A 14,343-nucleotide genomic window follows, 5' to 3' on the forward strand; every position below is an offset into this window, starting at 1 on the left:
AAGTTGACCGAGTCGAGTACCGAATCCGCTGACGACGTCTCCACCGACGGTGGGGTGCGCCGCACCGTGCTACCCGGCGGGCTGCGCGTGGTCACCGAACACGTGCCCGGCGTGCGCTCGGCCTCCATCGGGGTCTGGGTCGGTGTCGGTTCCCGCGACGAAGGCCCCACCGTGGCAGGCGCCGCGCACTTCCTCGAACACCTGCTGTTCAAGGCGACGCCCACGCGCAGCGCCCTCGACATCGCCCAGGCCATGGACGCGGTCGGCGGCGAGCTCAACGCGTTCACCGCCAAAGAGCAGACCTGCTACTACGCCCACGTCATCGACGAGGACCTGCCACTGGCGGTCGACCTCGTCTCCGACGTGGTGCTCAACGGGCTGTGCCGCGCGGTCGACGTCGACGTGGAGCGCCAGGTGGTCCTGGAAGAGATCGCGATGCGCGACGACGACCCCGAGGACCTGGTCGCCGACTCCTACCTCACCGCCATGTTCGGCGACCACCCCATCGGGCGACCGGTGATCGGCAGCGTCGAATCGATCGAAGACATGCAGGCCACCCAGCTGCGCGGCTTCCACCAGCGCCGCTACCGGCCCGAACGCATGGTGGTGGCGGTCGCGGGCAACGTCGAGCACGATCGCGTGGTGGAGTTGGTGCATCGCGCGTTCGAACCGCATCTGGATACCGCCGCCGAACCCGCGCCGCGCCGCGAAGGGAAGTTCCGGGCGCAGGGCGCGCCGGGGCTCATCAGAATCAACCGCGACAGCGAACAGACCCACCTCGCCTTCGGTGTGCGGGCCTTCGGCAGACACGAAGGTCAGCAGCGGTGGCCGCTGTCGATCCTCAACACCATCGTCGGTGGTGGTCTGAGTTCCCGTCTGTTCCAACGCATCCGGGAAGAGCGCGGCCTCGCGTACTCGGTGTACTCGAGCGTCGACACCTTCGCCGACACCGGTTCGTTCTCCGTCTCGCTCGGCTGCCAGCCCGAAAACCTCGGCCAGGTCACCACTTTGGCGCGCGACGTGCTCGACGAGGTCGCCGCCAACGGTGTCACCGACGCCGAATGTGCCAGGGCCAAGGGATCTTTGCGCGGTGGACTGGTGCTCGGCCTCGAGGATTCGGCCTCCAGGATGAACCGGATCGGCCGCAGCGAACTCAGCTACGGCAATCACCGCAGCGTCTCGGCGACGCTGGCGCGCATCGACGCCGTCACCACCGACGAAGTCAGCGAGATCGCCCGCACGCTGCTCGCCCGTCCCTACGGTGCGGCGGTGTCGGGGCCGTACCAGCGCACCCGCGACCTCCCGGCTTCGGTGCGAAAGCTCGTCGAGCGCTGAACAATTCGACCGATCAGCTGATGGCCTGATCGTCGTCGACGGTGGCATCGGCGCGGTTGGCGGCGGCGACGATCGAGGGGAGCAGGCCGGGGAGGGCGTGCTCGATGGCGTCGACACGCAGGTTCTGGAAGGTCTGACCGTCGATGGTCAGGCGTTCGATCAGGCCCGCTTCGCGCAGGATCTTGAAATGGTGCGTGGCGGTGGATTTGTTGATCGCGTCGTAGAGGGCTGCGCAGCGGATGGGGGCGGCGGCATTGCTCAGGCGGCGGACCATTTCCAGCCGGACGGGATCGTGTAAGGCGCCAAGGACAGTCGGCAGCGCGGCGACGGGGCAGACCGGCGCCGGAGGCAGATTGTTAGCCTGTGTCATGAATTACCTCACTCAGGGGTTTGATAGTCATCATACTAGGCGTACCCTTGGCCTGGTTCGATGGTGATCAAACTCTGCTGACGGGGGCCGCTGTGGTGGCGACAACGATGACACCGGTCGAGACCGGGCAGCGCTGGGCGTACGGGCTCGTCCTGGCCGCGAGTGCGGTGGCACTCGGGGTTTCCGGGGCGCCCGCCCCGCTCTACGGCATCTACGAGACCGAGTGGCACCTGTCGCCGCTGACCACGACCCTGGTGTTCGCCGTGTACGCCTTCGCCGCCCTCGCCGCGGTGCTGGTGTCGGGGCGGATCTCCGATGTGATCGGGCGCAAGCCGGTGATGATCGGCGCGTTCGCCACCATGATCGTGGGGCTGGTGGTGTTCCTGCTCGCCGACTCGGTGCCGATGTTGTTGCTGGCCAGGGCATTACACGGGGCCGCGGTCGGGGCCACCGTGGTGGCCGGTGCGGCGGCGCTGCTGGATCTGCGACCCGAGCGTGGCGCGCGATCCGGACAGCTCACCGGGGTGGCGTTCAATGTCGGCATCGCGGTCGCGGTCCTCGGCACCGCGGTGCTCGCGCAGTACGCGCCGTCGCCGCTGCGCACGCCGTATGTGGTGATCACGGTGGTGTGTATCGCGGCCGGTGCGGGCATTCTCGCGCTGCGTGAGCCGCACACCGCCCGGGTGAAGGCGCGCATCACCATCGCCAGACCTTCGGTTCCGCACGAGATCAAGGCCGACTTCTGGTTCTCCGCGATCGGTGTGATGGCCGCCTGGTCGGTACTCGGCGTGCTGCTGTCGCTGTATCCGTCGCTGGCCGCGGCCGAGACCGGGGTGCACAACCTGGTGTTCGGTGGCGTCGTGGTCGCCGGCACGGCGCTGGCCGCGGCGCTGTCGCAGTTGTTCGCCACGCGCATTCCGGCCCGGCGCGCCGCGGTGATCGGCGACCTCGGCATGGCCGCGTCGCTGCTGCTCACCATCCCGGCGCTGGCCACGAAACAGCCCGCGGTGGTGATCGCGGCGGGCGTGGTACTCGGTGCCACCTTCGGGCTCGGTTTCGGCGGTTCGCTGCGGCACCTGTCCGAAGTGGTGCCGCCGCATCGCCGCGGCGAGACCATGTCGGCGTTCTATCTGCTGGCCTACTCGGCGCTGGCGCTTCCGACCCTGGTGGCGGGCTGGGCGGCCACCACCTGGGGCCTGACGACAGTGTTCCCTTGGTTCATCGTCATCGTGTCGGTGGCGTGCGTGGTCGCCGCGGTGTTGGGCATGCGTGGGACGCGAGCCGCCGCGAAACCGACATAGTCGACGAAACAGGCCGGTCCCTTGGTGTGGGGACCGGCCTGTCTGGTTCTACTTCGGCCAACCGCCGTACGGAACGGTGATCAGTTCCAGGAAGTGGCCGTTGGGGTCGAGGAAATAGACTCCGCGACCGCCGTCGTTGTGATTGATCTCGTTGACCCCGTGTTGTTGCGGGTCGGCCCAATGGTCCAGCTTGTAGCGCTGGATCTTGGCGTAGGCCGCGTCGAACTCGGCCTCGGAGACCAGGAATGCGTAGTGCTGGGGTTGGATCTCGGAAACGGTGGGCGGCATGTTCGCGAAATCGAAGGCCGCACCGTGATCGAGGGCGATCGGAATGAACGGCCCCCATTGTTTTCCTATGTCCAACCCGAGGATGTCCGCCCAGAACTCGGCGGTCTCCCGATTATCGTGACATCCGACAATGGTGTGATTGAACTGCACTGACAGGGGATTTCTCCTTGGTTTCGTGATGGCACCGACCCTGGGCTCGGTACGAGGCGGCCGACAGGAGCACCATCACCGAGATCGAGATTAGCGACAGATCCCGGAACCTGTAAAGGGTGCTCGCGGTAGGTTCGCGAGCATGAAGATTCGTGGAGCCGTTCTGGAACGGATCGCCGACCCGGCGCCGTTCGCCGATTCGCAACCGATCACCGTGTGCGACCTGGAATTGGGTGAACCGGGGGCGGGCGAATTGCTGGTGCGGATCGAAGCGGCCGGGCTGTGCCATTCGGATCTGTCTGTGGTGGACGGCAATCGGGTGCGGCCGGTGCCGATGCTGCTCGGTCATGAGGCCGCGGGGATCGTCGAATCGGTGGGTGACGGGGTCACCGACGTGACGGTCGGGCAGCGGGTCGTGATGACTTTTCTGCCGCGCTGCGGTGACTGTGCGGGGTGCGCGAGCAACGGGCGGACGCCGTGTGGGCCGGGCAGTGTCGCCAACAATGCGGGTGAACTGCTCGGCGGTGGGCGGCGGCTCACCCGCGACGGTGAAGTCGTGCAGCACCACCTGGGCGTTTCGGGGTTCGCCACGCACGCGGTGGTGGATCGGCGGTCGGTGGTTCCGGTCGACGACGATGTGCCGCCCGAGGTGGCGGCGGTGCTCGGCTGTGCGGTGCTCACCGGTGGTGGTGCCTTGCTCAATGCGGCCGAACCCGGTGCGGGAGACCGGATCATGGTGGTCGGGCTCGGTGGCGTGGGGATGGCGGCCGTGCTCGTGGCGGTCTCGCTGGGAGTCGGTGAGGTGATCGCCGTCGACACGGTGCCCGAAAAGCTCGCGCTCGCACGCGAATTCGGTGCGACAGTGGCTTGTACGCCTGCCGAGATCGCCGAGCAGGGCGTGGTGGCCGACGTGGTGATCGAGGCGGCGGGCAATGTGCGCGCGTTCGAAACCGCCGTTGCCGCAACAGCGCCCGGTGGTGTCACCGTGACGGTCGGCCTGCCCGCACCGACCGCCACCGCCACGATCTCCCCGCTGACCCTGGTCGCGCAGGGGCGCACCATCATCGGCAGTTACCTCGGCTCGGCCGTTCCCGACCGCGACATCCCCGAATATGTCCGGATGTGGCGCGAGGGCAAGCTGCCGCTGGAACGCCTGGTGTCCTCGCGCATCGGCCTCGACCAGGTGAACCAGGCGATGGACGACCTCGCGGCAGGCGCGGCACTGCGGCAGGTCATCGTCTTCGACTGACACCTCACACCACTGATGGTGGTCGGCGCCGGGCCGGTTGCCGCTGCTCGATAGGCTTCGAGGAGCAAGCGGAGTCGAGACGAGGAGATGCGGTGACCATTCGGGTCGGAGTGCTCGGAGCACGCGGCAAGGTCGGGCAGGCGATCTGCGCGGCGGTGGAGGCGGCGCCCGATCTGGAGCTGGTGGCGCAGGTCGACAAGGGTGACGCGCTCGAGACGTTCACCGAGACGGGCACCCAGGTGGTCGTCGACTTCACCCACCCCGACGTGGTGATGGGCAACCTGAAATTCCTGATCGAGAACGGCATCCACGCGGTCGTCGGCACCACCGGTTTCGACGAGGTCCGCCTCGCCGAAGTGCGTGGGCAGCTGGCGCAGCGACCCGAGGTAGGCGTGCTGATCGCGCCGAACTTCGCCATCGGCGCCGTGCTGTCGATGCGTTTCGCCGAGCAGGCGGCCCGGTTCTTCGACTCGGTCGAGGTCATCGAACTGCACCACCCGAACAAGGCCGACGCGCCCTCGGGCACCGCCTACCGCACCGCCGCGGTCATCGCCGCGGCCCGAGCTGAAGCGGGCGTCGGGATCAGCCCCGATGCGACCACCGCCGAACTCGAGGGTGCGCGCGGCGCCGACGTCGACGGGGTGCGGGTGCATTCGGTGCGCCTGGCCGGGCTCGTCGCCCACCAGGAGGTGCTGTTCGGTACCCAGGGCGAGACCCTCACCATCCGCCACGACTCCATCGACCGGTCCTCGTTCGCGCCGGGCGTGCTGCTCGGCGTGCGCGAGATCGGCGGACGGCCGGGTCTGACCGTCGGGCTCGACCCGTTCCTGGATCTGTGAGCAGCTCCGCCGCGCAGCGACCCGACCGACAGGTCATGAAAATCGTTGCGGTCGTGGTCTTTCTGGTCGTCGCGCTGCTGTTCTACTTCGTCCGGCTCGGCGGCCTCGCCATCGCCTTCATCGCTGACGGCGGGTTCGCGGGGATCGCGATCGGCATCGGCATGCTGCTGCTGCCGGTGGTCGGCGCCTGGATCCTGTGGGCAACTCTCACGGCGGCCTTCGATCACCAACGGCTGGCCCGGCGCATCCACGAGGAAGACCTCGAGGTCGACACCTCTGACCTGCCCCGCCGCCCCTCCGGCCGGATCGAACGCGACGCCGCCGACGCCCTGTTCGACCGGATCAAGACCGAATGGGAAGCCGACCCGGACAACTGGCGCTCCTCCTACCGGCTGGCCCGCGCCTACGACTACGCCGGCGACCGCGGCCGCGCCCGCGACACCATGCGCCGCGCGGTGGCACTGGAAAAACTGGAACGCGACCCAGGAGAGTAGCGAGCCCATGCCCCGGTTGCTGATCATCCACCACACCCCGTCGCCACACACCCAGGCGATGTTCGAAGCGGTCCTGGCCGGGGCGAACGACCCGGAGATCGAGGGCGTGGAGGTGGTGCGCCGCGCCGCACTGGCCGTGACCGCCGTCGACGTCCTCGAAGCCGACGGCTACCTCCTCGGCACCCCGGCCAACCTCGGCTACATGAGCGGCGCGCTCAAACACGCCTTCGACACCATCTACTACCCGTGCCTGGACTCGACCGGCGGGCGCCCCTACGGGCTGTATCTGCACGGGAACGAGGGAACCGAAGGCGCCGAAACCAGCGTGGAGCGGATCACCACGGGGTTGGGGTGGCAGCGCGCCGCCGCCGCGGTGGTGGTCTCGGGGCCGCCGAGCAAGGCGGATCTGGCGAGATGCTGGGAACTCGGTGCCACTATCGCCGCTGGTCTGATGCACTGAGACACCCCCGCCCCGAATATTGGTGGGCTGACACGTCGGCTCGGGATGCGGTAGAACTCGAGATCGAAGTGTTGCGGGCTGGCCGCGGTGGGTGTTCGAGGATGTGGAGTGGTCGAGTTGGAACAGACGCGCACGGTGCGACGGGTCGGGCTGGTCGAGGACCACGAGTCGGTGGCGATCGGGCTCGGCGCCATGCTTGGCCCCGAACCCGACCTGGAACTGGTGGCGGTGGCCGAATCGGTGGCCGGGTTGCTCGCCGAGACCACCGACCTCGATCTGGTCGTCCTCGATCTGCGCCTGCCCGACGGCTCGACGCCCGAGGACAATGTCACGGCGCTGCGCGAACGCGGCATCGAGGTGCTGGTGTTCACCGGCGCCGACAACGCCTTCCTGGTCCGCTCCGCCGCCAAGGCGGGTGTGCTGGGGGTGCTGCGCAAGTCCGAGAGCGTGGCGACGGTGGTCGAGGCGGTGCGGCGGGCAGCGTCGGGCGAGCAGGTGGTGACCACCGATTGGGCCGCCGCCATCGACGGTGATCCGAAACTCTCCGACGTCGGGCTCAGCCCGCGTCAGGAGGAAGTGCTGATGCTGTACGCCTCGGGGGAGAAGGCCTCGCGGGTGGCCCGGCTGACCGGACTGTCCGAACAGACCGTCAACGACTACCTGGGCCGCATCCGGCAGAAATACGCCGACGCGGGACGCCCGGCACCCACCAAGACCGATCTGTACAAACGGGCCGTCGAGGACGGGTGGCTGCCCGTGCCGGAAAGGCAGCAGCACACGTGAGTGATCGCGCGGTCGCGACGGCGTCCGCACCGGTCGGCGACGTCGAGTTCTCGCGGGCGGCGACCGACCAGATCCTGCGCAGGCTCGGGCTGTGCATCGGCACCGGCGCGATGATCGTGATGGCGCTGGAACTGCCCTCGATACTGGTGCAGCCGGTCGATATGTCGGTGTGGCCGGAACTGCACCTGGCGTCGGCGTATCTGATGTTCGGGGTGCTGGCGATCGTGTCGGTGCGCGGCCCCGTCGCCGCGATCCGCCGCACCGCCGCCGTGGCCGCGGCGTGTTACCTCACGGCGACCGTGGCAACGCCGCTGGTGTATTCGGTGGTGCACAACGGTTCGTTCGCGTCGTGGCCCTATCGCGGGCTCGCCGTCGGCGTGATGGCCGCGGGACTCGCGTGGTCGCGCCGGGGCGCGGCCGTGTACGGCGCCGCGCTCGCGGTGGCGACCAGCGTCTCGAATGCCCTTGTGGTGCCGGACAGTTCGATGTGGGCGCTGTTCGGCGACATCACCAGGGGGCTCGGGGTGGCGGCGCTGTTCCTGTGGTGTGTGGTGTACGCGCGCGCCGCCGCCGAACGGGTGGACCGGGAAGCGGTCCGCCAGCGCAGTCGCGCGGCGGCCGTCGCGGCGACCTCGGCCAGGGAACGCGAGGGCGCGCGGTTCGCGGCGCTCATCCACGACGCGGTCCTGTCCACGCTGCTGGAAGCCTCACGGGCCCAACAGTCCTCGTCGGTGCTGCGCAATCAGGCCGCGCGCACCCTCGAACAGCTCGAACTGTCACGGACCGCGCCCGAGATCGACCACCTCGACGCCGCCGCGGCGGTCGAATTCCTGCGCGAAGCCGTGCGCGAGGCAGAGGCCGACGTTCCGGTGCAGGTGTCCTCGCGGCGCGCGGCGGACCTGTGCCTGCCGATCGAGGCCGCGCAGGTGCTCGGGGCGGCACTGTCGGAAGCGGTGCGCAACAGCTTGCGCCATGCCGATGTCGCCGGTCGGACGGTGCGGCGCAGTGTGTCGGTCACCATCGCGACCGGCGGGATCCGGGTGGTACTCGCCGATGACGGCGCCGGGTTCGACCCGGCCCGGGTGTCGGCCGACCGGATGGGGATCGCGGGCAGCATCCTCGGCCGGATGCGCGCGCTCGCCGGTGGCGCGGCATTCGTGGAATCGGCGCCCGGCGCGGGAACCGTGGTGACTCTGGTGTGGGGTAGTTGATGGTCGATCGGGATCTACCGTTCGCGATGCGCGATCTGTTCGGGCTCAGCGACGGCACCGCATGGCTGTTCGTGGTGATCTTCGAAGCCACCATCGTGATGTATCTGCGGGTGAATTTCGACATCGCCCCGCCCGCGGCCGCGGCGGGCGCGCTGGTGCTGATGACGGTGGCGGCGCTGGTGGTGCTGGTGTTCCCGCTGGACCCGCTGCCGTGGCCCGCCACGATCTTCGTGGCGTGCGCGGGGCCAGCGGCGATGGCGCTGACCGTGCCGTGGCTCGAGGACGCGACGGGGTTCGCCCACCAGCTGTGGACCGCCTATCCGACGTCGTATCTGCTGGCGATGCTGGTGTTGCGCGGGCGGATCACCTCGGCCTGGCTGGGGGTGGCGGCCGCCGCGACGGTGCTGATCGCGATGGGCGCGTTCACCAGCTGGCATCCCGAAACCGTGGTCCGCGCACTGACTCCGGTGGCCACCGTCGGCGCGGTGACGGTGTTCATGGCGATCGTGCGGCCCACCCAGCGGTCGCTGCGGGAGCTGCGCGGCGAGGCCAATCGCCGGGCCGCGACGGAGGCCGCGCTGGCCGCCGCCAACGCCGAGCGGGACCGTCAGCTCGGGGCACTGGACCGGGTGGCGGGACCGCTGCTCACCCGAATCGCCGCCGGCATCGAACTCACCGACACCGAACGCGAACAGTGCAGGCTCCTGGAAGCGGAACTGCGCGACGGACTGCGGGCACCGGAACTGGTCACCGAGAAGCTCAGCGCCGCGGCACGTGGGGCGCGAGCGCGCGGCGTCGAGGTGACCCTGCTCGACGACGGCGGCTTTCGGGGAGTACCGGAATGGGTGCGCCACAACGTGATCGAGGCTGCCGCGGCCGAACTCGACATGGCCGCAGCGGGTTCGGTGACCGTGCGGGTGCTGCCGGTCGGCAGACGCTGGGTGGCGACCGTGCTGGCCGCCACGCCGTGCGGGGATCGACGGACCGAGATCGACACCGCGGGCGAGGTCCAGGTCTCCACCTGAGCCCCGATTACTTGTCGGACCCCTGTGTCAGGCTGAGGAAATGCAGCGGATGAATGCGGCCCAGGCTCGTCGAACGGCACTGGCCGCGCAGGGCTTCGGCAAGCGAAGGCCGACCAACCCCAAGCGTCGGGCGATCCTCGATGTGGTCGCCAGAACCCGTCTGCTGCAAATAGATTCGGTGTCGGCGGTGGTGCGGGCGCACTACGCGCCGGTGTTCAGCCGGATCGGACCCTACGATCGCAGCCTGCTCGACGGCGCCGCCTGGAGCGACAGCGCCAAGGCGCGGCGGGGACTGGTGGAGTACTGGGCGCACGAGGCCGCGTTGATCCCCGTCGCCGACTGGCCGTTGATGCGGTGGCGGATGACGGAGTACCAGCACGGTCGTTGGGCGGGGATGCGCAAGGTCGTCGAGCGCAATCCGACGCTGGGCAAGGACATTCTCGACGTGGTCACCGAGGTGGGTGCGGCGAGCGCGGGGGAGATCGAACGCCATCTCGAGCTGGACAAGCCACGGGCGAAGGGGACGTGGTGGAACCTCAGCGATACCAAGATGATCTGTGAACAGCTCTTCGCCGCGGGCGAGCTGTCCACCGCGTGCCGGGTCGGGTTCACCCGGCACTACGACCTCACCGAACGCGTGGTCCCCGCCGATGTCCTGGATCGGCGGATCGGCGAGGAGGACGCCGTCCGCGAGTTGATCCGCCGGGCCGGCCGGGCGCTCGGCATCGGCACCGAGACCGACCTGCGCGACTACTACCGCCTGGCCCGCAGGCAGAGCGCACCGGCCGTCGCCGACCTGGTCGACGCGGGCGAACTGATCCCGGTCGACGTCGACGGCTGGGACGCGCCCGCCTACCTGCACCCGGAGGCCGCCACCCCGCGCCGGATCAGCGGGACCGCGCTGCTGTGTCCGTTCGATCCGCTGATCTTCTTCCGCCCGCGCACCCAGCGGGTCTTCGACTTCCACTACCGGATCGAGATCTACACCCCCGAACCCAAACGGGTGCACGGGTATTACGTCTTCCCGCTGCTCGTGGACGGCAAGCTGGTCGGCCGGGTGGATCTGCGCGCCGAACGCGCCACCGGGCGACTGCTCGCCCCCGGCGCGTTCGCCGAGCCCGGCTACGCGACGGCCGAAACCGCCCAGGCCTTACGCGGGGCGCTGCGGGAAATGGCGGACTGGCTCGAACTCGACGAAGTCGTTATCGGCGAACGCGGCGACCTGGCCCCGCTGCTGTGATCACCAGCCCTTGCCGCCGTAACCGCGCATCTGATCCTTCAGCGCGCCGCTGACCGCACCGGACAGCCACGAGTTCAGCGACTGACCGTTCTGCTGGGCCGCCTCTTCGGCCTTCGACTTCAACTGCTCGACCAAACGCAGGGTCACCCGGCTGATATCGCCGGTCATCTCCTCGAAAGTCTGCGGTTGATCGTCCTCGGGGGGCGTGTTCTTGCGCACGTCGGCGACCGCCTCGGTGCCGTCGAGTCGCACGTGCACGGTGCGGTCACCGAGCTCGGTGCTGATCTCGGCGGCCAGTTCCGACAGCGCCGACAACAGCACCAGTCGGCTCGAACTCTCCACCGCTGCGGCGAGGGCGGCGGCGGTGGCCTGCGTTTTCTCGTCGCCGAGCGCTGCGGCGGCGATCAGTTCCTCGCGCAACCGCGCGGTATGAGCGTTCAGATCCATGACATCAGTGTGACGTCATATATGACATCACGCAAGGCCAAATGCTGCCACCGGCAGCCGCTTCGGCCGCTAGGGTGTCGAGACGCAACCGGGGACCGGGTAACCTTTCTGACCATGACGAACGGTGAATCGACGCCAACGGAGCTGCGCGCGTCCGGCACGGTCGGTGTCGCGATGGTGACCCCCTTCAGCGCTGCGGGCAAGCTCGACGTCGATGCCGGTGTCGCATTGGCGGCACACCTGGTCGACCGCGGGGTCGACCTGCTGATCATCTCGGGGACCACCGGTGAGTCACCGACCACCAGCGAAACCGAGAAGCACGATCTGCTGCGCGCGGTCGTCGACGGTGTCGGTGACCGGGCCACGGTGGTCGCGGGCGCGGGTACTTACGACACCGCGCACTCGATCGAACTGGCGCGTGCCGCGGAGAACGCGGGCGCGCACGGTCTGCTCGTCGTGACGCCGTATTACTCGCGGCCCACCCAGGAAGGTCTGATCGCGCATTTCACCGCGGTCGCCGACGCCACTGCGCTGCCGATCACCCTCTACGACATTCCACCGAGGTCGGTGGTGCCTATCGCCATCGACACGATCCGGCGCCTTGCCGAGCATCCCAACATCGTCGCGGTGAAGGATGCCAAGGGCGATCTCGTCTCCGGAGCCGATCTCATCGCGACCACCGATCTGGATTTCTATTCCGGTGACGACGGCTTGAACCTGCCCTGGCTCTCGGTGGGTGCGGTCGGGTTCATCAGCGTCATCGGCCACCTCGTGCCGGAACGACTGCGCGAGATCCACCAGGCCTACACCAACGGTGACGTTGCCAGGGCGCGAGAGATCAACGCGACACTACTGCCGCTGTACGCGGCCATGACCCGCCTGGGAGGTGTGGCGATGTGTAAGGGAGGACTCCGCTTGCTCGGCATCGATGTAGGCGAGCCTCGTTTGCCCCAGCTGATGCCCACCCAGGCGCAACTGGAGGAATTGATGCTCGATCTGCAAGCCGCGGGGGTGTCGGCATGACCGAACCCGTCGCACGTAAGGCCCGTCGCCGTTCGGCATCTCGTGCCGCAGGCGCGCCCGAACCTACGCCTGTGGAGAGTGTGCAGGCCGCGGTGAACAAGGTGGTGGCGCCGAAGGCGGCCCCCGCCGAGCAGGAACCGGCGATCGCCGAACCGATCGCCGTGGTCGCCGCCGAGGCCGACCTGGCCGGTCAGGCCGAAGTGGGCACCGACCTGCTCAGCGTCGCCGAAGAACGCGTGACCGCCAAGAAGACCGCGCCGCGTCGCGCCAGGACCAAGCCGGCCACCGAGGCCAAGACCGAACCCAAGGCCAAGACCGAACCCAAGAGCAAGCCCGCCGCCGAGCAGTCCCGTGGCGGCGGTCGTGGCAGGCAGGGCGGTGGCCGCGGACGTGGCGCCGCATCGGTCGCCGAGCCGCGCGAGAAGGCCGCCCACGACAAGCTGGGCCCGCCGCCGAAGCTGCCGAAGAACGGTCTGCGACTGTTCGCACTGGGCGGTATCGGCGAAATCGGCCGCAACATGACCGTCTTCGAATACGGCGGCAAGCTGCTGATCGTCGACTGCGGTGTGCTGTTCCCCGAGGACCAGCAGCCCGGCGTCGACCTGATCCTGCCGGACTTCGGGCCCATCGAGGACCGGATGGCCGACGTCGAGGCGATCGTGCTCACCCACGGCCACGAGGACCACATCGGTGCCGTGCCGTTCCTGCTGCGCCTGCGCCAGGACATCCCGGTGATCGGCGCCAAGTTCACCCTCGCCCTGGTCGCGGCCAAGGCGCGTGAACACCGCCTGCAGCCCAAGCTGCGCGAGGTGGCCGAGGGCGAGACCACCGTGCACGGCCCGTTCGAGCTCGAGTACTTCGCGGTGAACCACTCGATCCCCGACGCGCTCGCCGTCGCCATCCGCACCCCCGCGGGCGTGGTGCTGCACACCGGTGACATCAAGCTCGACCAGCTGCCACTGGATGGTCGGCTCACCGACCTGGCCGGATTCTCGCGCCTGGGCGACGAAGGCGTCGACCTGTTCCTGGTCGACTCCACCAACGCCGAGGTCCCCGGCTTCGTCACCCCCGAGCGTGAGATCGGTGGGGTGCTCGACAATGTGATCGGCAAGGCCACCAACCGCGTCATCGTGGCCTCGTTCGCCAGCCACGTGCACCGCATCCAGCAGGTCGTCGACGTCGCGCAGAAGTACAACCGCAAGGTGTGCTTCGTCGGCCGTTCGATGGTCCGCAACATGGAGATCGCGCAGGATCTCGGCTACCTGACGGTTCCCGACAATGTCGTGGTGACCCTCGATCAGGCGGCGAACCTGCCCGGCAACCGCCTGGTGCTCATCTCCACCGGTTCGCAGGGTGAGCCGCTGTCGGCGCTGTCGCGGATGGCCCGTGGCGAGCACCGTCAGATCAACATCCGCGCCGACGACCTGGTGGTGCTGGCGTCCTCGCTGATCCCCGGTAACGAGAACTCGGTGTTCGCCGTGGTCAACGGCCTGGCCCGGCTCGGCGCCACCGTGATCACCCAGCAGAACGCGAAGGTGCACGTCTCCGGCCACGCCTCCGCCGGTGAGCTGCTGTACCTGTACAACGCGGTGCGCCCGACCAACGCGATGCCCGTGCACGGCGAATGGCGCCACCTGCGCGCCAACGCCGCACTGGCGATCGCGACCGGTGTGCCCGAGGAGCGAGTCATGCTGGCCGAGGACGGCGTGGTGGTCGACCTGGTCGACGGCATCGCCTCCATCGTCGGCCGGGTGCCGGTCGGGCACGTCTACGTCGACGGCCTCTCGGTCGGTGACGTGGGCGAATCGACCCTGTCGGACCGTCTGGTGCTGGGCGAGGGTGGTTTCATCTCGATCACCATCGTCATCGACTCGACCACCGGCAAGACGGTGAGCACGCCCGAGCTCAACGGCCGCGGCTTCTCCGACGACCGCAACGCGCTCGACGGCGCCAACGAACTGGTCGAGGCGGAGTTGCTGCGCCTGGCCGGTGAGGGCATCACCGACACCCACCGCATCGCCCAGGGCGTGCGCCGGGTGGTCGGCCGCTGGGTCGCCGACGTCTACCGTCGTCGCCCGATGATCGTGCCGACGGTCGTCGCCGTCTGATCTGCTGAACGCGAAAACCG

The 14,343-nt window shown here is 68.9% G+C and carries 15 protein-coding genes; 12 read left to right on the plus strand and 3 right to left on the minus strand.

Annotated elements, in window-relative coordinates; genetic code table 11:
* Window positions 1-3: 3 nt before the first annotated feature.
* A complete protein-coding gene (locus ACFWUP_RS07610) occupies window positions 4-1,335 on the plus strand; it encodes a M16 family metallopeptidase (protein ID WP_379232307.1) in 1,332 nt (443 codons plus the stop codon).
* A 13-nt stretch (window positions 1,336-1,348) separates the two neighbouring features.
* Here the strand turns inward: ACFWUP_RS07610 and ACFWUP_RS07615 are convergent, their stop codons facing one another.
* Window positions 1,349-1,705 carry an ArsR/SmtB family transcription factor gene (locus tag ACFWUP_RS07615; RefSeq protein WP_379231841.1) on the minus strand — a complete coding sequence of 119 codons (357 nt, stop codon included), beginning with the start codon at window positions 1,703-1,705 and terminating at the stop codon, window positions 1,349-1,351.
* Between the two features lie 107 nt (window positions 1,706-1,812).
* On the opposite strand from ACFWUP_RS07615, the gene ACFWUP_RS07620 reads away from it, so the two are divergent.
* Complete coding sequence (locus ACFWUP_RS07620) at window positions 1,813-3,006, plus strand: MFS transporter (protein ID WP_379231843.1); 1,194 nt, start codon at window positions 1,813-1,815, stop codon at window positions 3,004-3,006.
* Between the two features lie 48 nt (window positions 3,007-3,054).
* Here the strand turns inward: ACFWUP_RS07620 and ACFWUP_RS07625 are convergent, their stop codons facing one another.
* The gene (locus tag ACFWUP_RS07625; RefSeq protein ID WP_379232309.1) at window positions 3,055-3,450 is read right to left on the minus strand and encodes a VOC family protein; all 396 of its coding nucleotides are present in this window, start codon (window positions 3,448-3,450) and stop codon (window positions 3,055-3,057) included.
* A gap of 136 nt (window positions 3,451-3,586) precedes the next feature.
* Between ACFWUP_RS07625 and ACFWUP_RS07630 the strand changes: the two genes are divergently transcribed.
* The 8 genes from ACFWUP_RS07630 (at window position 3,587) to ACFWUP_RS07665 (ending at window position 10,745) form a co-directional block, all read left to right on the plus strand.
* Window positions 3,587-4,693: an alcohol dehydrogenase catalytic domain-containing protein gene (locus ACFWUP_RS07630; RefSeq protein WP_379231845.1), complete on the plus strand. Its 1,107-nt coding sequence runs from the start codon at window positions 3,587-3,589 to the stop codon at window positions 4,691-4,693.
* A 92-nt stretch (window positions 4,694-4,785) separates the two neighbouring features.
* Window positions 4,786-5,532 carry a 4-hydroxy-tetrahydrodipicolinate reductase gene (dapB, locus tag ACFWUP_RS07635; protein WP_379231847.1) on the plus strand — a complete coding sequence of 249 codons (747 nt, stop codon included), beginning with the start codon at window positions 4,786-4,788 and terminating at the stop codon, window positions 5,530-5,532.
* A 35-nt stretch (window positions 5,533-5,567) separates the two neighbouring features.
* A complete protein-coding gene (locus ACFWUP_RS07640) occupies window positions 5,568-6,026 on the plus strand; it encodes a hypothetical protein (RefSeq protein ID WP_379231849.1) in 459 nt (152 codons plus the stop codon).
* 7 nt (window positions 6,027-6,033) lie between these two features.
* Window positions 6,034-6,486, plus strand: a complete 453-nt coding sequence (locus ACFWUP_RS07645) for a flavodoxin family protein (RefSeq protein ID WP_379231851.1) — start codon at window positions 6,034-6,036, stop codon at window positions 6,484-6,486.
* 108 nt (window positions 6,487-6,594) lie between these two features.
* Window positions 6,595-7,269, plus strand: a complete 675-nt coding sequence (locus tag ACFWUP_RS07650; RefSeq protein ID WP_379231853.1) for a response regulator — start codon at window positions 6,595-6,597, stop codon at window positions 7,267-7,269.
* Complete coding sequence (locus tag ACFWUP_RS07655) at window positions 7,266-8,480, plus strand: sensor histidine kinase (RefSeq protein WP_379231855.1); 1,215 nt, start codon at window positions 7,266-7,268, stop codon at window positions 8,478-8,480. Before ACFWUP_RS07650 ends, ACFWUP_RS07655 begins: the two co-directional genes overlap by 4 nt.
* A gap of 26 nt (window positions 8,481-8,506) precedes the next feature.
* Window positions 8,507-9,505: a hypothetical protein gene (locus ACFWUP_RS07660; protein ID WP_379231857.1), complete on the plus strand. Its 999-nt coding sequence runs from the start codon at window positions 8,507-8,509 to the stop codon at window positions 9,503-9,505.
* A gap of 40 nt (window positions 9,506-9,545) precedes the next feature.
* Window positions 9,546-10,745, plus strand: coding sequence for a winged helix-turn-helix domain-containing protein (locus tag ACFWUP_RS07665; RefSeq protein WP_379231859.1), 1,200 nt, complete (start codon window positions 9,546-9,548; stop codon window positions 10,743-10,745).
* Here the strand turns inward: ACFWUP_RS07665 and ACFWUP_RS07670 are convergent, their stop codons facing one another.
* Entirely contained in the window at window positions 10,746-11,192 is a 447-nt protein-coding gene (locus ACFWUP_RS07670; RefSeq protein WP_379231860.1) for a hypothetical protein, read from the minus strand.
* A gap of 114 nt (window positions 11,193-11,306) precedes the next feature.
* Between ACFWUP_RS07670 and dapA the strand changes: the two genes are divergently transcribed.
* The gene (gene dapA / locus ACFWUP_RS07675) at window positions 11,307-12,215 is read left to right on the plus strand and encodes a 4-hydroxy-tetrahydrodipicolinate synthase (protein WP_379231862.1); all 909 of its coding nucleotides are present in this window, start codon (window positions 11,307-11,309) and stop codon (window positions 12,213-12,215) included.
* Window positions 12,212-14,323 carry an RNase J family beta-CASP ribonuclease gene (locus ACFWUP_RS07680; RefSeq protein WP_379231864.1) on the plus strand — a complete coding sequence of 704 codons (2,112 nt, stop codon included), beginning with the start codon at window positions 12,212-12,214 and terminating at the stop codon, window positions 14,321-14,323. Before dapA ends, ACFWUP_RS07680 begins: the two co-directional genes overlap by 4 nt.
* Window positions 14,324-14,343 lie beyond the last annotated feature (20 nt).

Source organism: Nocardia sp. NPDC058658 (assembly GCF_042716665.1).
Lineage (GTDB): Bacteria > Actinomycetota > Actinomycetes > Mycobacteriales > Mycobacteriaceae > Nocardia.